Source organism: Sulfuricurvum sp. MLSB, assembly GCF_000747095.1.
Classification (GTDB): Bacteria; Campylobacterota; Campylobacteria; order Campylobacterales; family Sulfurimonadaceae; genus Sulfuricurvum.
In genome coordinates this window covers 65,928-86,650 of the sequence record NZ_JQGL01000013.1, presented here as the reverse complement: position 1 = coordinate 86,650, position 20,723 = coordinate 65,928, and the positions used below count along the sequence as shown (strand labels likewise).

The 20,723-nt window shown below is 49.3% G+C and carries 18 protein-coding genes; 15 read left to right on the top strand and 3 right to left on the bottom strand.

Annotated features, from left to right (window positions below):
* From lpxD to JU82_RS01370, 5 genes are all read left to right on the top strand, one after another.
* Positions 1-683, top strand: a 683-nt coding sequence (gene lpxD / locus JU82_RS01390; RefSeq protein WP_037945716.1) for a UDP-3-O-(3-hydroxymyristoyl)glucosamine N-acyltransferase, incomplete at its 5' end; no start/stop codon positions are given.
* An 18-nt stretch (positions 684-701) separates the two neighbouring features.
* Complete coding sequence (locus tag JU82_RS01385; protein WP_294891994.1) at positions 702-1,244, top strand: hypothetical protein; 543 nt, start codon at positions 702-704, stop codon at positions 1,242-1,244.
* A gap of 67 nt (positions 1,245-1,311) precedes the next feature.
* Entirely contained in the window at positions 1,312-1,533 is a 222-nt protein-coding gene (locus JU82_RS01380; RefSeq protein WP_037945714.1) for a hypothetical protein, read from the top strand.
* A 359-nt stretch (positions 1,534-1,892) separates the two neighbouring features.
* Complete coding sequence (locus JU82_RS01375; RefSeq protein WP_037945713.1) at positions 1,893-2,105, top strand: hypothetical protein; 213 nt, start codon at positions 1,893-1,895, stop codon at positions 2,103-2,105.
* A 96-nt stretch (positions 2,106-2,201) separates the two neighbouring features.
* Entirely contained in the window at positions 2,202-2,627 is a 426-nt protein-coding gene (locus JU82_RS01370) for a type II toxin-antitoxin system PemK/MazF family toxin (RefSeq protein WP_037945712.1), read from the top strand.
* 319 nt (positions 2,628-2,946) lie between these two features.
* Here the strand turns inward: JU82_RS01370 and JU82_RS01365 are convergent, their stop codons facing one another.
* Together JU82_RS01365 and JU82_RS01360 are read right to left on the bottom strand one after the other, a co-directional pair.
* On the bottom strand, positions 2,947-4,113 hold the full coding sequence (locus JU82_RS01365) for a pyridoxal phosphate-dependent aminotransferase (protein ID WP_037945711.1): 1,167 nt from the start codon (positions 4,111-4,113) through the stop codon (positions 2,947-2,949).
* Between the two features lie 120 nt (positions 4,114-4,233).
* Positions 4,234-5,163: a GGDEF domain-containing protein gene (locus JU82_RS01360; RefSeq protein ID WP_037945710.1), complete on the bottom strand. Its 930-nt coding sequence runs from the start codon at positions 5,161-5,163 to the stop codon at positions 4,234-4,236.
* A 251-nt stretch (positions 5,164-5,414) separates the two neighbouring features.
* Here JU82_RS01360 and JU82_RS01355 point away from each other — a divergent pair, with 251 nt between their 5' ends.
* The 10 genes from JU82_RS01355 (at position 5,415) to JU82_RS01310 (ending at position 19,864) form a co-directional block, all read left to right on the top strand.
* Entirely contained in the window at positions 5,415-7,901 is a 2,487-nt protein-coding gene (locus JU82_RS01355) for a sugar phosphate nucleotidyltransferase (protein ID WP_037945709.1), read from the top strand.
* Between the two features lie 9 nt (positions 7,902-7,910).
* Entirely contained in the window at positions 7,911-9,974 is a 2,064-nt protein-coding gene (locus tag JU82_RS01350) for a glycoside hydrolase family 57 protein (protein ID WP_294891993.1), read from the top strand.
* Positions 9,975-9,983: 9 nt separating this feature from the next.
* On the top strand, positions 9,984-12,005 hold the full coding sequence (locus JU82_RS01345) for an alpha-amylase/4-alpha-glucanotransferase domain-containing protein (RefSeq protein WP_037945708.1): 2,022 nt from the start codon (positions 9,984-9,986) through the stop codon (positions 12,003-12,005).
* Entirely contained in the window at positions 12,002-12,994 is a 993-nt protein-coding gene (locus tag JU82_RS01340) for a DUF4931 domain-containing protein (RefSeq protein WP_037945707.1), read from the top strand. The genes JU82_RS01345 and JU82_RS01340 overlap by 4 nt, the downstream gene beginning before the upstream one ends.
* A complete protein-coding gene (locus JU82_RS01335) occupies positions 12,991-14,409 on the top strand; it encodes a glycogen synthase (RefSeq protein WP_037945706.1) in 1,419 nt (472 codons plus the stop codon). Before JU82_RS01340 ends, JU82_RS01335 begins: the two co-directional genes overlap by 4 nt.
* A 10-nt stretch (positions 14,410-14,419) precedes the next feature.
* The gene (locus tag JU82_RS01330) at positions 14,420-14,980 is read left to right on the top strand and encodes a DUF4912 domain-containing protein (protein ID WP_037945705.1); all 561 of its coding nucleotides are present in this window, start codon (positions 14,420-14,422) and stop codon (positions 14,978-14,980) included.
* A complete protein-coding gene (locus JU82_RS01325) occupies positions 14,977-16,554 on the top strand; it encodes a 1,4-alpha-glucan branching protein domain-containing protein (protein WP_037945704.1) in 1,578 nt (525 codons plus the stop codon). The genes JU82_RS01330 and JU82_RS01325 overlap by 4 nt, the downstream gene beginning before the upstream one ends.
* Entirely contained in the window at positions 16,551-17,372 is an 822-nt protein-coding gene (locus tag JU82_RS01320) for an ROK family protein (RefSeq protein ID WP_294891992.1), read from the top strand. The genes JU82_RS01325 and JU82_RS01320 overlap by 4 nt, the downstream gene beginning before the upstream one ends.
* Before the next feature lie 21 nt (positions 17,373-17,393).
* Complete coding sequence (gene glgP / locus JU82_RS01315) at positions 17,394-18,965, top strand: alpha-glucan family phosphorylase (protein WP_037945703.1); 1,572 nt, start codon at positions 17,394-17,396, stop codon at positions 18,963-18,965.
* Between the two features lie 74 nt (positions 18,966-19,039).
* A complete protein-coding gene (locus JU82_RS01310) occupies positions 19,040-19,864 on the top strand; it encodes a mechanosensitive ion channel family protein (RefSeq protein ID WP_037945702.1) in 825 nt (274 codons plus the stop codon).
* Here the strand turns inward: JU82_RS01310 and JU82_RS01305 are convergent.
* The gene (locus JU82_RS01305) at positions 19,861-20,664 is read right to left on the bottom strand and encodes a tetratricopeptide repeat protein (RefSeq protein ID WP_037945701.1); all 804 of its coding nucleotides are present in this window, start codon (positions 20,662-20,664) and stop codon (positions 19,861-19,863) included. The two genes, JU82_RS01310 and JU82_RS01305, sit on opposite strands and share 4 nt — an antisense overlap.
* Positions 20,665-20,723 lie beyond the last annotated feature (59 nt).

Here is a 20,723-nt window from a genome sequence, read left to right as displayed (position 1 = left end):
CCAAACCGATCCGCAGCAGCGATACACCTGCCCTGATCGGTGAGGGAAGCGTCATCTATCCGACCGCCCATATCGAAAACGGTGCGCGGATCGGACAAAACTGCACGATTATGAGCGGCGTTTATGTGGGTTCCGAAGCACTGATCGGGGATAACGTCACCCTTTATCCGAACGTCTGCGTCTACCGCGACTGCGTCATCGGCAATTCGGTCACGATCCATGCGGGAACGGTCATCGGAAGCGACGGTTTCGGATACGCCCACACAAAAACGGGCGAACACGTCAAGCTCTACCAAAACGGCAACGTCATCATAGAAGACAACGTCGAGATCGGTGCGAACTGCACCGTCGATTGCGCCGTATTCGGCTCGACTCTGATCAAAAAAGGGTCGAAAATCGACAATTTGGTACAAATCGGGCACAACTGCGTCATCGGAGAATATTCGATTTTGGTTTCTCAAGTCGGGCTTGCCGGATCGACGACGCTGGGGCGCAACGTCGTTATGGGCGGCCAAAGTGCTACCGCGGGCCACCTCTCTATTGCCCCTTTCGTCACCCTTGCCGCACGCGCGGGTGTTACCAAAAATGTCTCAAAAGGGGGCGTTTACAGCGGCTTTCCGCTGATGGAGCATAAGTTGTGGCTGAAATTGCAGGCAAAGTTGGCTAAAATAATCGAATCTTAAAACGGGGGAATGTGCCGAATGCAAAGATGGATAGCTGGTTTGATGTTGAGCGGTGCGCTTTTGAGCGCTGATCAAGTTCAAAACGAATTTCGGATGCCGGACATCGTTTTGGACGCCATTAAACATTGCGAATGCCTGAACGAAAACGGCGCGTGCAATCCCCATGTCATACGCATCAACTCCATCGATGACGCCCAGCGCGCGGGCGCTGCCGGATTTGCCGTCAACGGCCATCTGATCCGGTGCGGTTCGACGCAAGAGTGTGCCATGCAGGCTCAGGCGCTGATTGACGGCGGTATCAACAACCTCGACCTCGGACCCTATCAAATCAACTACAAATATCACCCCAATCCGTTCGTTCATGAATATTTTGACGAGAGTTCCGCACGTGAAAAAGCCAACGGTATTTTGACCCGTTTGGTAAAAAGTTTCGGATATTCATGGGAAACGCTCGGACGCTATCATCACGCGCCGACCGATCCCGCACGCAACGCGCGCTATTACCGCAAGATGTATGCGTACATTTACGGCAACGGTTTCAAGGCTGAAGGAACCGAATAAATTTAAGGTTGCTTTAGCCAAAATCGGCTAAACTCTTTCCTATATCATTTATCGGTTAGGAGATTGTATGAGCTCAGGTGCAACGATTATCAAAGAAATTCCCCTCGACGGTACTAAAAAAGGGGTGATCAGTATCAGCAAGATCGATGAGCCTTATGGAGAAGGAAGCGACAGCGTCGCCAGTATCGGCGTATCCCTCTCGGGCGATGCCAAGAACCCCGAATGGAAAGTCCACCTTCCGATCGGAAACATCGACGCGGTCGTGGAAGCCCTCAAAAGCATTAAATAACCCCTATTTCTCTTTCCTCGCTTCATTTTCTCTCTGAATTGTCATCAGGGAGGGGATGGATTCCTGATTTTGCTAGAATATCCTCAATTCTATAATATCAAAATGCAATAGAAGTTTCCAATCCGTAATGTTTTTGTTTGAATTCTGTGTTTTTGTTACAATAAAACGAAATCATAAAAGAAGAAATCATGTCATCTTTATTCCCACTTTTTAAGTGGGAATGCAGCCCGATGCTATATGCTTCAACTCTAGAGAGTGGAAACTAGGAAGGGAATTGCTCTAAAATTGATTCTTTTTTAATGTGCTAAGATTTTTAAACTCAATGATATTTGGGTTAAAAATCATCATAAAGGCATAATATGGCTAAAAATATCAAAGGTAATCACGACGGGGCTAAAGGTGGAAATGACACCTATAAAATCGTAGGCAGAGGCACAAAAATTCCTAGAAAAATAATTGTTGAAGAGATAAAACAAGGTAAGCACCCTGAATACACCATTACTAAAATTGATGGTAAAGAATACGCTAAAGCTAAACCAAATTCCAGTGAAAAAGATAATGTTAATAGTTAAATTAACGATGAATGTAAAGCAGACATTTAAAAAAAATGGGGACAGGCTGAATTTGATGATGGAAAGCGTGAGTAAACGATGCGAGAGGGAAACTAAATGGCTGTAAAATGGAGTGAACTCTACCGCTGGGCGGTTGTCGAAGTGGAATTCGGGACACCTAAAAAATACGTAGAGATTCCGCATGATTGTGTCGATATGATGGGAAAATACCCCTACGGCATCAATACCGATAATGAATTTTCGATGCGGCATATGGCAATCGTTATTTCCAAAAATCTCACCAACAGTTCTATCACTGTCGTACCTCTGACCGAAACCAAACACGGCGATGCGGAGAATTCTTCACGTGTGATACTTGAACACCAAAAATACAAATATTTCCTCTATAAAGATACGACGATTTTGATTGATAATATTGTGACCATTGAGAAAAAAGTGCGGATTAAAAAAATTGTATTAAACTGGGTGCCTGAACCGATAAGAAGAAAAATAAAAAGAGCAATGTTTGAGAGCTTTAAATAAAAAAGCCCCGCCGAAGCGAGGCAAGACCCCAAGGGTCAAAACAGAATGCCTTGCGGCACCTGTTCGATTATGTACAAAAAAAGTATAGCATAATATTTCATAAAAAAGTTTTACAAAAAAAGAAAAAAGGCACAGGCTACTTTTTTTGGAAACGGTTACAGAGCAAACAACGATGAGGGAAAAGCGAGAGTAAACGATTTTAATGAGCTGAAAACGAGATTGAAAGAGTTGATGAAGCTGTAATTTGTTCCCCTTGGGTTGCCCCAAGAGTAGTCCCGAAGGAAATTTGTACGGAAATTATATTATAGATAGAAAATAATTAGCGTTTCGTCGCTACAAACGCAGCGATGCGCTTGATCCCTTCGCGGATGCTTTCGATATCGGTCGCAAAGCTGAAGCGGAAATACCCCTCAGAGCCGAACCCGACTCCCGGAACTACGGCGATCCCTTGTTCTTCGAGAAGAGCTTTACAAAATTCCATCGAATCATTGCTGACTTCTTTGATGTTGACGAACAGATAAAACGCTCCCGCCGGCGATAGGACGCTTAATCCGTCGATTTCGTTAAACAATCTGACCGCTTCGTCGCGACGTGCTTTAAACTGGACGCGCATCGCTTCGATATCGGCGTCGGCTTCGCCGTTAAGGCCGACGATCGCCGCTTTTTGCGTGATCGAGTTGATGTTGGACGTGCTTTGGCTCTGAAGTTTTTTGGTTGCCTGGATGATCTCGGTATTGGCTGCGGCCATGTACCCGAAACGCCATCCCGTCATGGCGACCGATTTGGAGAGGCCGTTGATCGTGACGGTGCGTTGATACATATCGTCGCTCACGGCTGCGGCAGAGGTAAATTCGCCGTCGTAGATCAGTTTTTCATACATCTCGTCACTCGCGACGATGACGTTGGTTCCCTCGAGCACTTTGCCAAGTGCGGTCAGCTCTTCACGCGAGTAGACGGCACCCGTCGGATTGGACGGAGAGGTGAGGATGAGCATTTTTGTTTTTGAGGTCAATGCCGCCTTGAGCTGCTCGGGGGTGATTTTAAATCCGCTTTCATCGTTGGTCTGTATTTCTACGACCGTACCGCCGCAATACATGACGAGTTCAGGGTAAGTAACCCAGTACGGAGCGGGAATGATGACTTCGTCACCCGATTGGATCGTACACGCAAAGAGGTTGTACAAAGAGTGTTTGGCACCGTTGTTGGCGATAATCTGGTTGGGTTTGTAGTCGAGATGGTTGTCGCGTTTGAGTTTAAGGGCGATGGCCGCTTTTAGCTCAGGGATACCGTCAACCGCGGTATATTTGGTAAACCCGTCGTTGATCGCTTTGATCGCGGCGTTTTTTATCACCTGAGGAGTGTCGAAATCAGGCTCGCCGGCGGAGAAACTGAGGATGTTTTTTCCTTGCGCTTTGAGTTCTTGCGCTAACGTACTGATAGCAATGGTAATCGATTCGGAGAGTATATTGACGCGATCGGTTAACATAGGATGTACCCTTGTAAAAAATTTTGAAATTGTAGCATGGATACGATTAAATTTTCGCGTTCCTATCAAGAATAACGGAGTGCATGTAACAAAGCGAAACTCTTAGGGGCGGCCGCTTTCTCAATCGAAGACGACGGTGCAGTTTTTCCGTGCTTTTTTGGCGCGATACAAAGCGTCGTCCGCACGTTCGATCAGTGTCTCCATGCTGTCGCCCTCATGGTGCAGCGTGACGCCGATACTGACGGTGACATGGATGGTCTTGCCGGCATAGATCAAGTGGCTGTGCTCAATCTTGGATCGGATCTTATCGGCGATCGGAAATGCCTGCTCAAGCTCGCAGCGGTTAAGGACAACGGCGAATTCTTCGCCTCCGTATCGGTAGACCTTATCGCCGGAACGGATGATGGATTTGATGCTTTGAGCAAGAAAATAAAGAACTTTATCCCCTGCCACGTGGCCGTATTCGTCATTCAGGAGTTTAAAATTATCCGCATCGATCATCATGAGAACCATTGAGAGCTGTTTGTTTTTTCCGGCTTCGACGGTATCGGTCAAATCATCGATAAAGCCTTTGCGATTTCCGACTTGCGTTAAGGTATCCGTTGTGAGATTTCTGATGGCTTCTTGGAGCTCATGGTTCAACCCGTCGATTTTATGTTGTGCTTTTTTGAGTTCTTCGGACATGTTTTTACCCAGTTCGCTGAGCCCTTCGACGTACGTTACGCATCGTTCGACATGGTCGTCGGCGACATTGCTCAAATATTGTTCTTGCAATTCGGCGACATGGGAAATGTCCGAATGGGCTTCAACGAAGGCTTGCAGCGAGCGATGGGCAATGTCGAGATAGCGTCTTAGCTCTTCATAATTGTCCTGAAGCGCTTCGTCTTCTTTCTGTTTTTTGATGAGCGACTGATCGGCTTGCCGGATGAATATTTCGTCAAAGTGCTTTTTATAATGAGACGGATAGGGAGGGATGTGCTGCGAACGTAAAACATCCATCGTTTGATCATGAATTGCAAAAATTTTATCGTATACGGTTTTTTTGCTCATTGTCGTTTACTCTTTATGAAAGCGGGTTGGTTTGAGAAGATTGTACCACGTTCACTACCGCTTTTAGCCAGAATGGACAACAAGCTCTCAGAAATATGCTAACATACAATCATTCGATAACAATAAAAGGTATCCTTAAACAAAATTAGCTTTTTTCTATTTGACGATATGATTTTGTAACAGTAACTTATTACAATCGGTCGTTGGTTCGTGTTGTTTTGATCATCAAAAACTGCAAGGAAGGTGAACGTGTGAAAGGTATTATCATGGCGGGAGGATTCGGAACCCGAATCCAGCCCTTGACCCATTCTCTGCCCAAGCCGATGCTTCCGGTTATCAACCGTCCGATGATGGAGATTACCGTTGAGCGGCTTAAAGCATCGGGTATTGATGAAATCATTATCCTTTTATACTTCATGCCCGAAGTCATTCAGGGATATTTCGGAGACGGGAGCCGTTTCGGCGTCTCCATAACCTATGTCCTTCCCGATGACGATTACGGCACGGCGGGAGCACTCAAATCCGCCGAAGCGTATGTCGGCGCCGATGACGTACTGGTGATCAGCGGCGATTTGGTGTGTGATTTCGATCTTGAAAAAATCATCGCATTTCACCGCAGCAAACACTCCAAACTCACCATCACGCTTACCTCAGTAGAAAACCCTTTGCCCTTCGGGGTTGTGATCGCCGACGATGAAGGCAAGATCGAACGCTTTTTGGAAAAACCGAGCTGGGGAGAAGTGTTCAGCGATCAAATCAACACGGGCATTTACGTTCTTGACAACGAAATCTTCGATGCCATCCCTTCCCAGACCAATTACGATTTTTCTAAAGACCTTTTCCCCTCGCTGATGGCTCAGGGAGTGACGCTGTGGGGATGCCTTATGGAAGGGTATTGGCGTGACGTCGGCAACCCGGAGAGTTACCGCAGCGTCCATCAGGAAATTTTCGAAGGGAAAGCGCGGTTTGACTATATCGGCGAGAAGGTCGAGATCGGAAGAGGGACCGTTTATCTGGGGCAAGGGGTCAAGCTGCCTAAAGAGACGAAAATCAAAGGGATCGTCGTCTTGGGGGACAACGTCACCGTCGACAAAGGATGCGAACTTTACAACTGCGCAATCGGTGCAGGGAGCAAGATCGGCGAACGGTGCCGGATTGAAGAATCGGTCATTTGGAAAAACGTAGCCATCAAGGAACGGTGCAGTCTGGTCAATGCGGTCATTGCCGACGGCTGCAGCGTAGGAGAAAAAGTTCACATCGTCCAGGGGGCCATCATCGCTCAGGATTGTCGGATAGGCAACAATGCGGCATTCGAAAAAGACGTGATGGTATGGCCCGGAAAAACGATCGAAGAGGGAGCGATCGTCAGTTCCAACGTGATTTGGATGGACAAATACAAAGCTTCGCTGTTCAGCAATAACAATGTTGTCGGGCGAAGCAACGTCGAGCTGTCGTGCGAAATCGCCACAAAACTGGCCGAAGCGTTCGGTTCGGTATTGCCGGTAGGGTGCACGGTCTATACGTCGCGCGATTACCACAAGGGATCGCGGATGCTCAAACGGGCATTTTTGGGAGGACTACTCGGTACCGGTGTGAACGTCGTCGATTTGCAGTTCATGCCGCTGAATGTCATGCGCCACGGTCTTTATGTACATGAGCAGATCGGAGCAGGAGTACATTTTCGGCAATCTCTGGATGACCCCTCAACAACGGAAATCAGTTTTTATACGGCCGATTCGCTGCCGCTGAATAACGGAATGGCACAGAGCATCGAGCGGCTTTTTTTCCGGGAAAATTTTCGGCGCGTCGACGTCTCAGAAATCGGAGAGATTATTGACAAACCCAACCTGAACAAGGATTATTTGGATCGAATGTTTTCGCTGATTGACAAAAACGGCTTTAAGCGGTGCAAAATGAACGTAGCCGTCGATTTGATGTTCGGGGTAACGAGCGAAATTTATCCGCAGGTAATCAATGCGCTTGAAATCGACAATATGATTCTGAACGCGTATTGGGATGACAAAAAACTCTCTCGCCTCTATATCGAACGCGATCGTGCGAAGCAGGCTTTGGCTGAGATCGTCGAGACGTTGAAACTGGACGCGGGATTCATGGTGTATCCCAACGGGCATCGGCTGAAAATTTTTACCGTAGAGGGAGGGATGCTTCCCGATTACGAAGCGCTGCTGTGTATTTTGGCATTGGCGGACGGCAGCGATGAGATACGCCGCGTTTATCTACCGACATGGGCGCCCGATTGGATGGACGGAATGTTTGAAAATCTTGAAATCGTTCACGGCAAGATGACGGGGCTGAAGGCTTCGACGATGAAAGATTTCGATTTAATCGCCGACGTAGACGATCAGTACATATTTACCGCATTCGGCTTCCATAGCGACGCGATATTCGCCGGAGTGAAAATTCTGGAAATGATGGCCAAGCAGCACGTCAAGCTGCCGTCCGTTCGCAAGCGTATTGATCCGAGCCGCCATTATTATCGCTGTACGATTGCCTGCCCGGAATCGGCAAAGGGAAAAATGATGCGCCGTTTCGGCGAACACGCCAAAGGAAAACGGATGTCGCACATCGAAGGGATACGGGTTGAGCTGGGGCAAAAACGATGGGTGCTGATGCTTCCCGATCCGCATGACGAGAAACTTCACCTCTACATTCAATCGAGCAGCCTCAAAGAGAGCGAAGCCCTGGCGCAAGAATACTCCGCCCTTTTGAAGCTTTAGGGGGAGCGAATGAAACGGCTGCCGCTCAAGATTGCTTTTTTCTGGCACATGCATCAGCCCTATTACCGGGACGACGAGAGCGGTGTGATCGAGATGCCGTGGGTGTTTCTGCACGCATTGAAAGATTATTACGAAATGCTGTGGCATTTAAAGCGGTTTCCTCAGCTCAAAGCGACGTTCAACCTATCCCCCTCATTGCTCGAACAGCTTCGGCTGTACGAAGACAAAGACGTTGAAGACCGTTTGCTGAAACTTTTTCGTCAACCGTGTTCCATGCTCGACGAGAGCGAAAGAGAATGGGTAATACGGTTTGTCCGCAATGTCCATTACGAACATCAGGTAGTGCCTTTGCCGCGCTATGCGCAACTATTGGAAGCATCGCAGACCCGGTCGCTGGATGATGGCGAAATGTGTGAAATCGAAGTGCTGTTTTTGCTTTCGTGGTGCGGCAATGCCTTGAGAAGCGAGAAACTTCTGATCGCGCAGATACTTGAGCAAGGGGAAGGTTTTGATGAAGTGCAGAAGAACGCCTTGCTGGATACGCTGGCTGATTTTATCCGGCAGATTATGCCCGAATACCGTTCAATGATCGAAAGCGGACGCATCGCTTTAGCCATGAATCCGATGTACCATCCGATCATGCCGCTGCTGATGGACATGAAAAATGCGCTGCACAGCCGTCCGGATACCAAGATGCCGGATGTGACCTGCATGTTCGAAGAGGATGCTTACCGCCATCTGGAAGAAGGGATGAAATGTTTTAACGAATGTTTTGATCGTGATCCGCAGGGAATCTGGCCCTCGGAAGGGTCAGTCAACGAAACAACGTTACAGGCATACGAACGTTACGGATTTCGTTTTGCCGCTACCGATGAAGAAATTCTGTTTGCGACGCTGAACAATTATGAGAGATCAACCCTCTATACCCCATATCGGTTTAAGCACGAAAACGGGATTATGGTCGTGTTTCGGGACAAACGGCTCAGCGACAAAATCGGTTTTCATTACGCCGCGTTCGAGGCAAATACGGCGGCAGACGATTTTATGGCCGATTTGCATCATGTCCATGAATCCTACGATAACGCCGTCGTTTCCGTCATTCTCGACGGTGAAAATGCCTGGGAATCTTATCCTGACAACGCGATTCACTTTTTCAACGCGTTGTATGAACGGCTGAGTGCATGCACGTGGTGCGAGACGGTGCATTTGGACGGACTTGCCGCAGACGAACGCCGTTATCCGATTCTGGGGCGCATCCATCCGGGGAGCTGGATTTACCGTGATTTTTCGACATGGATCGGGCAGCGGGATAAAAACCGTGCATGGGAGATGCTCTGTCAGGCGCATTTGGCCTATCAACGTCAGGCAGATGCTCTGACGCTCCCGCTGCGTGAGACGATACAAAGAGAACTGCTCATCGCCGAGGGGAGCGACTGGTTTTGGTGGTACGGGACCGATCATCAAAGCGAATACGCCGATTTGTTCGACATGCTTTTTCGCCAGCGTTTGATCCGTATCTACAGACATATGTCGCAGAGCGTTCCGGTCTATCTGCTGAGGCCGAACCGATCTGAAACGCTTCAGACGTCGCTGATCCCGACTGAATGGATATCCCCCGCACTGAGTGCGGAAGAGGAACCGTTTTTTGAGTGGTACGGTTCTGGTATCGTGCACGAACCTAGCTTTACCGATGTGATGGATACGAGTGAAAAGGGGATCATACGTGCGATGCGCTACGGGTTCGATCGAGAGTATTTTTACCTTTCGCTGGAGGGGAGATGGCACGAACTTAGCGGGCGGGACATACGCCTGAAACTGCTGAGCGCACAGTGCCAGCCGCTGGAAGTTGCTCTGCTGCGGGAAAAGAAACTGGATCGGCGTTCCGAAACCCCCGAAGGGATCGTCTCCAAAACGGCGCAGCTGCGCATACCGCTTAAATGGCTCAAAGCGGACGAAACCTTTTCGCTTCAGATCGAAGTGATTGCGGGCGAAGAGATTCTATCGCGATTTCCGAACGAGCATGCCGCGGTTTTGGCACGCTATATCGACCGTCCGTACGACTGGTATATTTAAGGGGAAATGATGAGTACGTTTTTATTCGGTATCCACTGCCACCAGCCGGTTGACAATTTCGACCATGCCGTGCTTGAGGCGATTGAGCGTTCCTATTTTCCTGTGTTCGATGTTTTGAGCCGTCACGAGAAATTTCGCTTCAGCGTCCATTTCAGCGGATGGCTGCTGGAAAAAATAGCGGCTGACGTTCCGCATCTGTTTGCATTGATGCAGACGATGAGCGCCCGTAATCAGATTGAATGGCTCGGAGGAGGGTATTACGAGCCGATACTAGCCTCCATCTCTTCAGCCGATCGCCGAGGACAGATCGAAAAACTCTCCGACCTCATCGAAAAACTTTTCGGCCGCCGTCCGCGAGGTATCTGGCTGACCGAGCGGGTATGGAGCGACGAGATACTCTCCGATCTGGCCGCATGCGGCATCGAGTACACGTTGGTGGACGACTATCACTTTCATCGTGTCGGATTTACGCCCCGAGAGTGCGAAGGGTATTATCTCAGCGAATGCGGAGGCGATACGGTCAAGATTTTTCCGATCCACAAAGACCTTCGTTACCGGCTCCCTTTTTCGCCGCATGAAGATGCGATCAACGCAATCGAATCGATGGACACGGCAATCTGTTTTGACGACGGGGAAAAATTCGGGTTATGGCCCCATACGCATGAATGGGTGTACGATCAGGGGTGGCTGGACGCTTTTGTCACACAGCTGTGCAATCGCGATCGGATCACCACGATGCGTTTCGGCGATTATATCGACAGCAATACGGCGCTTGGGCTGGCCTATTTGCCGAACGTCTCGTATTATGAAATGGGAAATTGGTCATACGGTACCAAGCGCGCGTTGCAGGCCGACAGCGCGTTAAAAATACTGTCCGGTCATATGAACCCGGACGAGGCGCAGAGTGTATTAGGCGGAGGGATCTGGAAAAACTTTCTGGTCAAATACCCCGAAGCGAACCACATCCATAAGCGGATGCTCCGGCTGTCGAAACACATCGGTGCGATAAGGGACGAAACCTACAGGGAATGGGTCTATAAGGCGCAGACGAACGATGTATTCTGGCATGGGGTGTTCGGAGGGATATATCTGCCGAATCTGCGCGACAACGCCTACCGATACATTATCGAAGCGCAATCGATCTTATCCCGGCATACAGGGTTCAGGGGGGAGGTCGAGGATTTTGATTTGGACGGGTATGCTGAAGTGAGCCTGTGCGATCCGACGCTGCATATGGTTTTCAGTACCCGAAACGGGGGGATGATTGTCGAACTTGATCGCATGGAGAGAGGCTTTAACCTTCAAAACACGCTGACGCGTCGCCGTGAATTTTATCATAGCGCGCTGTGTGCTATGCACGAGAATCAAGAACATGCCGAAGGGATACAAACGATTCATCACGCGCATCATGTTCTGACTCCCGAAGCATCCGATGCGTTGCATTTTGATTTTTACCGGCGCGGTTCGTTTGTCGACCACTTCTGCGCACAGGAGACCGATCTATCAGCGTTTTATCGATGCGGCTACACCGAATACGGCGATTTTGCCAACGGTGTATTCGAGATCGTTTCCGCACGCAGCGATCAGGCACGTTTTGAACGCCGTGGACATGTGGACGGTACGGCGGTGCGCTTGGACAAAAACTACCGTTTAGAGAAGGACGCGCTGGAGGTCACCTTGCAGATCGACTCTCCGCCAAGAGAGGGACTGATGTATGTATGCGAGCTTAACCTCCATTTCGCCAATCTTTCCGACATACGTATCCGTTCGCAAGAAATATCGATCGACACGGCAGGAGCATCGTTTGACTCGGATAGTGAGCTGACGATCTGCGACCCGTATCTGAAGGAAACCATACGGATCGGATGGAACTGCAAGCACACTCTCTGGATACATCCCGTGATGAGCGTATCGCAAAGCGAAGGGGGAATCGATCTGATGGCACAAGGGATTATGATAGCCTTTGCGTTTGTCTATGAGGATGCACTGAAGCTGGAATGTGCAATCCGATGGGAAAGAGGTGCGGAATGAGTACTTACCGCTACGACCCGCTGGAAGATCGCTGGACGATCATTGCGCGGCATCGGTTGAAAAAACCGACGCTAAAAGCTGAAGATATTCGTATGGTTCCTGCCGAATGTCCTTTCTGCGAAGGGAACGAAGCGTTGAGCGATGCGGAAATCGATGCGTCGTGCGTTCATGCGGAACGTTCCATAAATACATCCGGCTGGATCAACCGGGTTGTCGCTAACCGCTACCGGGCCGTTGCGATAGAAACCTCCGCAGACGTTGTCGAAGAAGGGATACATCGCAGCATGGGCGGATTTGGTGCTCATGAGATACTGATCGATACGACCGGACACGATTCGGATCTTGCATTGATGAGTCCGGATGAGACGGTGTCGTATCTGCGTATGGTCGCCAAACGGATTGAGAACCTTTCACAAGATTCCCGCATCGCCCATGTCAGCGTATTCAAAAATGTCGGTATTCTCGCCGGAGAGACTATGTCCCATCCGCATACTCAAATCGTCGCGCTCCCGTTCATTCCTTCGCACATCGCATCGATGTATGAGAGGGAAGCGGTATACCACCGTGCGCATCATGCCCATTTAGTGCTCGATGAGGTCGCACAGACGATTGACGACGAGACGCGCCTGATCGCGAGAGAGGGTGATTTTTGTCTCTATACCCCTTTTGCGTCACGCTATCCGTTTGAGTTGAGGATTGCGCCGACTACAGTTTTAACGTCGCTGGTATACGCTTCTTCCGAGCAGCTGGAAAGCCTTGCGGTGCTTGTCCACCGTTCGGTTCATTTGATGAAGCTCGTCTTGGGGGAAAAAGTGGCGTATAATATGGTCATACGAGATTCAATCCGAGATGATAATCCCTACCACACGGTTTACATTTCGATGTTACCCCGTCTTTTCGGCGTGAGCGCGCTGGAAAGCGAGGATGGGGTTTCGATTAATCCGATGCCTCCCGAAGAGGCTTCAAAACTTTACAAGGAGCGGTTATGACGATTGCAATGGTTGCCAGCGAGATGTTCCCCTATGTCAAAAGCGGCGGTTTGGCCGATGCCGTAGGGGGGTTTTGTCGAGAACTGTCACGCCATGAAGAGACAATCGCCATCTTGCCTTTGTACCGTTCTATCGACTGCGAACGCTTTGATATCCGTCCTGCCGGCATTGATTTTTCCCTGAATCTTGGAGGAGAAAAATTTAATATTAAAGTATATAAATGTTTTGATAACGGATGCGAAAATTATTTCATCTATCATCCGGCGCTGTGCGATCATGAACGTCTGTACGATTGCCCCGATAGCGACCTGCGGTTCGGGATATTTGCTCATGCGGTGTGCGAACTGGCTGCCAATCACATCAATATCGACATTCTTCATCTGCATGACTGGCAAAGCGCTCTGGCAGCGCCGCTGGCCAAAGAACCGTACCGTCTTCGCTGCCGGGTTGTTCTAACGATCCATAATCTGGCATTTCAGGGTATTTTTTCCAAAGAGGCGATTGAGAGGCTGAATCTTGGGTGGGACCGATTTACGATCGATCGGTTCGAATTTTATGACAAAGTCAATTTTCTCAAAGGGGGCATTGCCGATGCCGACGCCGTCACGACGGTCAGCCCGACCTATGCGCAAGAGATAAAGCATCCTGATTTCGGATGCGGTCTGGACCGTTTTTTACGCACGCACGAGGATAAACTTTCGGGAATTCTCAACGGGATTGATGCGTCTGAATTCGATCCTGCGTCCGATCCTGCGCTGTCGTTTCCTTTCGATAACCGCCAGATCGGCCGGAAGCAGGAAGAAAAACACGCATTGTGCGAACATATCGGACTGCATAACAGCCATTATCCGCTTTTTGCCTACGTCGGAAGGCTTGCCGATCAAAAGGGGATCAAAGAGCTGGCCGAAATGCTTCGCTCGATCGCAGACGCTCCCCTTAACGTTGTGATACTGGGAAGCGGCGATCCGTATCACGAAGCGCTGTGCAAACCTCTTGAGGGGAAAGAAAACATCAGGGTGATACTCGGATACGATGAAGCTTTGAGCCGCAGGATATATGCGGCGTCCGATTTTTTTCTAATGCCGTCGAAATTTGAGCCGTGCGGTCTGGCGCAGATGATCGCGATGCGTTACGGATCGATTCCCATTGTGCGCAAAACGGGAGGGCTGCGCGACACGGTGATCGATTTTACCGATTCCTCTCCTCACCATCCGAACCCTTCGGTCGGGACGGGAATTACGATGGAGAGGACGGATATTGTGTCATTTATGCATGCGATCATCAAAGCGCTTGCCCTGTATGCCGATCGCGAGAAGCACACAGCTTTGATAGTATCTAATATGAAAAAAGACTTCTCATGGCGAAGACCGGTGATGGAGTATCTCAAGCTCTACCGTGCTTTAAAGCCTTTTTAAAGGAGACAGTATGAAAACGGGTGACATAACGCAGCGAAGTTTGGGAGACGATCATTTCTCCAGCCATACGCACGAAACCGAGCTTTTTGCAAAACGGGTCAAAGCTGTCGCAGAGCCGGCAGCTCCGATAATACCGGATCGCTACGATGAAGATCGGTGCGCTCTTTTGATGGTCAATCCGCATCGCCTCTTTTTTTACTGGGAACTCTCACGCGAGACAAGGCTTCGTTACGGTATCGGGGATGAGAGTTCTTTTAGTCTGTGTATCATGCAAGGCGGCAGAACCGTAGTCTGCAAAGAGGTGCACGGCGATCTCGGCAGTTATTACGTAGCGGTTGATGAGCCGTTTGCGAAGTTGTATGCCACATTATCGTGGACCGATGAAAACGGGGTGGTGCACGTGTTGCTACGCTCCAAAGAGTTTAAAATCGGCAGTGATTTACTCCGCTACGGCGAAGGAGAAATCTGGTATGACAAAAACGGCGGTATTCTTTTGCACGCGTCACTCAGCGATGAATTACCCGGATCAGCAACATCGATGAGCAGCGTATCCTGCCAACCGAAACCATGAAACAGGGATACTGGCTTGGGGTGCTTCATTCGCATCTGCCGTTCGTCAAACACCCTGAATACGACTTTTATCTGGAAGAACAATGGCTTTTTGAAGCAATCGAAGAGTGCTATATTCCACTTTTGCGTAATCTCAAAAGGCTCGAAGAAGAGGGGGTTTACGTTCGTCTGAGCGTATCGGTTACCCCGCCTTTGATCGAAATGTTCAATGATGCCGTATTGAGTGAAAAGTTTTGTTTGCGTTTGAGTCGCCAGCTTGAATTGGCTGCCAAAGAACTCGAACGGCTCGAAGGCGACCCGTTTTATGAAACGGCGCTCTATTATCATGAACGTTTTCGCTCGATCAGCGATTTTTTCTACGGTTTTTTAGAAAAAAACATTCTCAACGGTTACCGCTATTTTGAGCGCAACGGGATGCTTGAAATCATCACGTGCGGTGCAACACACGGTTTTTTACCGCTGCTGAGCGTTAACGAAAAAGCAGTGGAAGCCCAGATCGCTCAGGCGGTGAAGGTACATACCGAAGCCTTCGGCAAAGCCCCAAGAGGGATATGGCTTCCCGAATGTGCCTACTACGACGGGCTGGATGCGTTACTGGCCGCGCATGGGATCGAGTATTTTTTTATGGATTCGCATGGCATCGCGTTGGGAGAGCCTTCGCCGCGGTATGGGGTATTCGCTCCCGTTTATACTCCTTGCCGCGTTGCGGCGTTCGGGCGTGATCCCGAGTCGTCCAAACAGGTATGGAGTTCGAAAGAAGGATACCCCGGCGATTCGCGGTACCGTGATTTTTACCGGGACATCGGATACGATCTTCCTTTCGATTACGTCGCCCCTTATCTTGACCCGGCCGGCACGCGCGGATTTACGGGTTTTAAATACTACAAAATAACCAACGAAAGGGGAGACAAACACCGGTATGATCCCCATGCGGCGCAAGAAGCGGCGCAGTCGCACGCATCCAATTTCCATTTCAACCGTGAAAGGCAAATAGACTACCTTTCCGACTATATGGATCGTCCCCCTTTGATCGTTTCGCCCTACGATGCCGAACTTTTCGGCCATTGGTGGTTTGAAGGCCCCGATTTTCTCTACTATTTTTTCAAAGAATGCCATACGCACGGTTTGATCCGCCCGATAAGCGCGCCTGAATACCTCGAATTGTATCCGGTCAATCAGGTGATTAATCCGAACCCTTCATCATGGGGAGATCGCGGCTATTTTGATGTCTGGATCAACGGAGGGAACGACTGGATATACCGTCATCTTCACATTATGGCGGATCGTATGTGCGAATCGGCACGCCGATTCGCCGATATATATGAATCCCGGAATATCCGTATCCTCAATCAGATGGCAAGAGAGCTGCTGCTCGCCCAAAGTTCGGACTGGGCATTTTTGATGACGACGGGAACCGCATCGGAGTACAGTGTCCGCCGTACGAAAGAGCATATCGCCAATTTCAATCGCCTCTACGACATGGTGCACGGCAAAAATGTAGATGAGGGTTTTGTGGAATGGCTTGAATCCAAAAATTCCATTTTTCCGTCGATCGATTTTCGGATATACCGATGATGGAGCCTTCATTGTTCTTCGACATCGGTGGGAGTCACTTTCGGTACCGTAGTGAAGAAGGCGAAGTACATCGATTAAAGACGCAACGATGGGAAAATCAAATGCTCGATGTGATCGAATCTCATCGGGGGATCAAACGTATCGGAATTGCCTTTGCCGGACAGGTTTTTAACGGTGAGATTCGCTCGGCTCCCAATATTGCAGTCGAGCACCAAAATATACAAGCGTTTCTTGAATGTCGGTTTCCCGGAGTGCAGGTCCGGATTGAGAATGATCTCAAATGTGCAGCACTGGCTTATCGGCAGCGATTCAAATATGATACGATCGGCGTGTTATACGTCGGGACGGGATTGGGCTCGGCCAGTGTGAGCGAAGGAAAGATTGTCCGCGGCTGCGGAAATATGGCGGGTGAAATAGGGCATGTCGGTTATCAGTCGGTTCCGCTGGTCTGCGGCTGCGGCAAATCCGATTGCCTTGAACTTTTTGCGTCCGGGAGCGGACTGGAAAAACAGCGTCACCTGTTCGGATTGAGCGATTTAAGCGTCGACGGATGGTTTGAGGGGAACGTTCAGGAGCGTCGCACCGCCGAGACGGCGGCGGATGCTTTGGCCTATGCCGCTTCCTTGATGATTACCCTTCATAACCCCTCGGTATTGGTGATCGGCGGGGGAGTGTGGGAAGACAATCCGATGTTGAGAGAGAAAGTCAAACCGTTGATTGCGGCCAAAACCTTTCCGCCTGCCTACAAAGAGTGCCGGATCGTAGATGCCGATTTGGACAATGCTCCGTTGATCGGCGCGGCATTGCTGTTCGAATAAAATTTTTGCCAAGGAGAAAAGATGCACTTTCATGAATGTTCGATCAATGAGCGTTACCAGACAAAAGTTGCCTATTTTTCGATGGAATTCGGGGTTCATCAGGCGTTGAAAGTGTACGCCGGAGGGCTTGGATTTCTGTCCGGATCGCACATGCGCAGCGTGTATGATCTCAAACAAAATACGATCGGTATCGGTATCCTGTGGAGTTTTGGATATTACGATCAAGGCCGCCATGAAGACCGCAGTCTCCGAGTCGAATTTACCCGAAAATATTACTATTTTCTCGAAGAGCTTGCGCAGAAGGTGACGGTTGTAATCAATGCAAAACCGGTTGTCATCAAAGGATATCTACTCCGCCCCGAAGTATTCGGTACGGCTCCGATTATTTTGCTCTCGACCGATACGGACGAAAACGATTTTCTCTCCCGTACGATTACCCACAAGCTTTACGACCCCAATGAACAGACCCGCGTTGCGCAGGAAATCGTATTGGGAATCGGCGGTACGCGGATGCTCGAAGCTCTGGAATACGAGGTCGACATTTACCATATGAATGAAGGACACGCACTGCCGCTTGTGTTTGAACTCTACGGCCGCTACCGCGATATGGAACAGGTTCGCCCTCATGTTGTGTTTACGACACACACTCCCGAAAAAGCGGGGAACGAAGAACATTCGACCCATTTTCTGCACGAGATGGGCTTTTTTAATACGTTAAGCATGGAGGAAGTCACTCAGATCATGGGGGAGCATCACCATGGCACGTTCAGTCTCACCCTCGGGGCGCTGCGCAGCGCTAAAATCGCCAACGCCGTCTCGGCACTTCATGCAGAGGTAGCCAATGAGATGTGGAAACCCTATGAGGGAATCTGCCCGATCATCTCGATAACCAATGCACAAAACCGCCGTTTTTGGACCGATAAAACGCTGATCCGGGCGTTGGACGAACATGAAAATTATGAGGTCATCGCGCGTAAAAAACACCTCAAAAAGCTTCTTTTTTCCGAAGTCGCCGATCAGACGGGAAAGATGTTCGATCCCGAGATCTTTACCATTGTCTGGGCGCGCCGTTTTACCGAGTACAAGCGCCCGGGGCTTCTGAAATACGATATGGAACGCTTCCTTCGCCTCATCACCCAAAACGATTATCCGGTGCAGGTGATCTGGGCAGGCAAACCTTATCCGTTTGATCCTAATGCGATCAACATTTTCAATGAACTGGTTGATCTGTCGCACCAATACTCGCGGATCGCCGTTTTGACCCACTACGAGCTGGATCTTTCGCGTATGCTCAAGCAAGGGAGTGATCTGTGGCTCAATACGCCGCGGATCACCCGAGAAGCCAGCGGTACGAGCGGCATGACGGCGAGCATGAACGGTTCTGTCCATTTTTCGATCAATGACGGATGGCATCCCGAATTTGCCAAAGACGGGATCAACATGGACATTCTGGAGAAAACCATACTGCCGCTCTATTACGATCGTCCCAAAGAATGGGTCAAAATTATGAACAATGCAATGAGTGACGTGAATACGGCATTTGATACGGGACGCATGGCGCATGAATACTATACACTGATGTACGATGCCTGATTAAGCCAAAGAACGGCGGCAGCTGTACCGTTTCTGTAGTATAATCTTCGCTTGTTATAACGTAGGAGAAACGTATGGACCGAGAATTGGCCTTTATTCAGCAATTTTATATGAAAACGATCGACTTCCTGGCGAATTACAGCTTCCAGATCATCGGTGCAATCATCATCGTCCTGATCGGATGGTTTTTGTCCAAATATATCTATAACGTTCTTATCCGCTTTTTCCAAACGCATGATTTCGATCCGACGCTGGGCAAATTTGCCGCTAACGGAGTGCGCCTGCTTGTTTTCGGAGCGATGATCGTCGTAGCAATCGGCAAACTCGGGATTTCCGTCGCTCCTTTCGTGGCGGCTGTGGGAGCCGTTTTCCTGACAGCCGGTTTGGCGATACAGGGGAGCGTTGCGAATTATGCGGCAGGAATTTCGCTGATTATCACCCGTCCGTTCCGGATCGGGGATACGATTCTGGTCAATAAGGTTTATGGAGAAGTAGAGGAGATCAAACTCGCCTACACGACTCTGCGTACCGAAGACGAAGAACTTATCACCGTTCCGAACAAAAACATGATCGGAGAAGTCCTCGTCAATTCGTCGAATTACCGCATCGTCGAATCACGGGTAGGTATATCGTACGCCAATGATGCCGAAAAAGCGATTGAAATCATCAAAAAAGTGATCGATCAATGTGATTTTGTATCGCAGGAAAATTCAGCGATTGTCGGGATCGAAAGTTTCGGAGACAGCGCGCTGATAATCGGAATCCGATATTGGGTTCCGACCCGCAATTTTTTTAAATTCCAGTATCAAGTGAATATGCTCATCTATAAAGCGCTGCAAAATGCTGCGATCACGATTCCGTTCCCGCAAAGGGAAATCGCTATCGTTCGGAACGCTTAGGGAGCAGTTTTTTTGACGTATTTTTTGAAGACTCGCTCGACCTCTTTTTGTTCGGTCACTTTGACACCTAGACAAAAATCGTCAAAAATGTTGATCTGGGTAGCGGCGGAGTATTTGGTATCGATATGGCGTAATACGATTTTATTCTCTTCGATGGCTACCTCGCCCGTAGCATTGCTTGCAAGTGGCGGAATAGTGCATTTGTCGGCCTGATACCCGTCTTTACTCCATTTTCCGCTCAGTTCCTGCCCTGCCATTTCCAACTGAAACGTTTCGTTGATGGCTTGACTAACCGGAACTTTACCCACGAGGGTGTAAGTGGAAATGACATCGTTGTCGTCGGGCGATCTTCGAGAGGTGAGAGTTATACGGCTTCCGGACATTTCGAGTTTGAAATACCGGCCGTAATTATCAACCCATGTTCCCGCTAGGGCCGTGACTTTTGCGGCCTGTTCCATTCGGTACTCGAGCTTGATGATCTCGTCGCGGATTTTCGGTGCGTCTTCGGCTTTGGGATTGAGATTTAGGTAGTGTTGATAGCTGTCCATCGCTTCTTTGTAGCGTCCCAGTCTGGCCTGCACCGATCCGAGGTTGTACCATGCCGCCGAGAGTTCAGGTGCGATTTGCGTAGCCTTGGCGAACTGTTCCGCAGCACCGGCAAGCTCTTTATCCGATTTGGCCATTTCGATTGCCGCAATTCCGCGTATCAAATAACGTCGTCCCTCATCCGCCCGATCCTCGGCGATGCCGGTTGTTGACAGCAAAGAGGCCAAACAAACGGCTTTTAATAATGTATTCATTCTTTCGTCCTTATACGTATTTTACTGTTTACTGAGCTATTATACAAAGACAGAGTATA

Excerpts from the sequence above, each read along its gene's own strand:
- JU82_RS01370 (WP_037945712.1), top strand. The coding sequence starts at position 2,202 with ATGGCTGTAAAATGGAGTGAACTCTACCGCTGGGCGGTTGTCGAAGTG.
- JU82_RS01310 (WP_037945702.1), top strand. The coding sequence starts at position 19,040 with ATGGACCGAGAATTGGCCTTTATTCAGCAATTTTATATGAAAACGATC.
- JU82_RS01330 (WP_037945705.1), top strand. The coding sequence starts at position 14,420 with ATGAAAACGGGTGACATAACGCAGCGAAGTTTGGGAGACGATCATTTC.
- JU82_RS01325 (WP_037945704.1), top strand. The coding sequence starts at position 14,977 with ATGAAACAGGGATACTGGCTTGGGGTGCTTCATTCGCATCTGCCGTTC.
- JU82_RS01335 (WP_037945706.1), top strand. The coding sequence starts at position 12,991 with ATGACGATTGCAATGGTTGCCAGCGAGATGTTCCCCTATGTCAAAAGC.
- JU82_RS01365 (WP_037945711.1), bottom strand. The coding sequence starts at position 4,113 with ATGTTAACCGATCGCGTCAATATACTCTCCGAATCGATTACCATTGCT.
- JU82_RS01360 (WP_037945710.1), bottom strand. The coding sequence starts at position 5,163 with ATGAGCAAAAAAACCGTATACGATAAAATTTTTGCAATTCATGATCAA.
- JU82_RS01350 (WP_294891993.1), top strand. The coding sequence starts at position 7,911 with ATGAAACGGCTGCCGCTCAAGATTGCTTTTTTCTGGCACATGCATCAG.
- JU82_RS01320 (WP_294891992.1), top strand. The coding sequence starts at position 16,551 with ATGATGGAGCCTTCATTGTTCTTCGACATCGGTGGGAGTCACTTTCGG.
- JU82_RS01380 (WP_037945714.1), top strand. The coding sequence starts at position 1,312 with ATGAGCTCAGGTGCAACGATTATCAAAGAAATTCCCCTCGACGGTACT.
- JU82_RS01340 (WP_037945707.1), top strand. The coding sequence starts at position 12,002 with ATGAGTACTTACCGCTACGACCCGCTGGAAGATCGCTGGACGATCATT.
- JU82_RS01375 (WP_037945713.1), top strand. The coding sequence starts at position 1,893 with ATGGCTAAAAATATCAAAGGTAATCACGACGGGGCTAAAGGTGGAAAT.
- glgP (WP_037945703.1), top strand. The coding sequence starts at position 17,394 with ATGCACTTTCATGAATGTTCGATCAATGAGCGTTACCAGACAAAAGTT.
- JU82_RS01305 (WP_037945701.1), bottom strand. The coding sequence starts at position 20,664 with ATGAATACATTATTAAAAGCCGTTTGTTTGGCCTCTTTGCTGTCAACA.
- JU82_RS01385 (WP_294891994.1), top strand. The coding sequence starts at position 702 with ATGCAAAGATGGATAGCTGGTTTGATGTTGAGCGGTGCGCTTTTGAGC.
- JU82_RS01345 (WP_037945708.1), top strand. The coding sequence starts at position 9,984 with ATGAGTACGTTTTTATTCGGTATCCACTGCCACCAGCCGGTTGACAAT.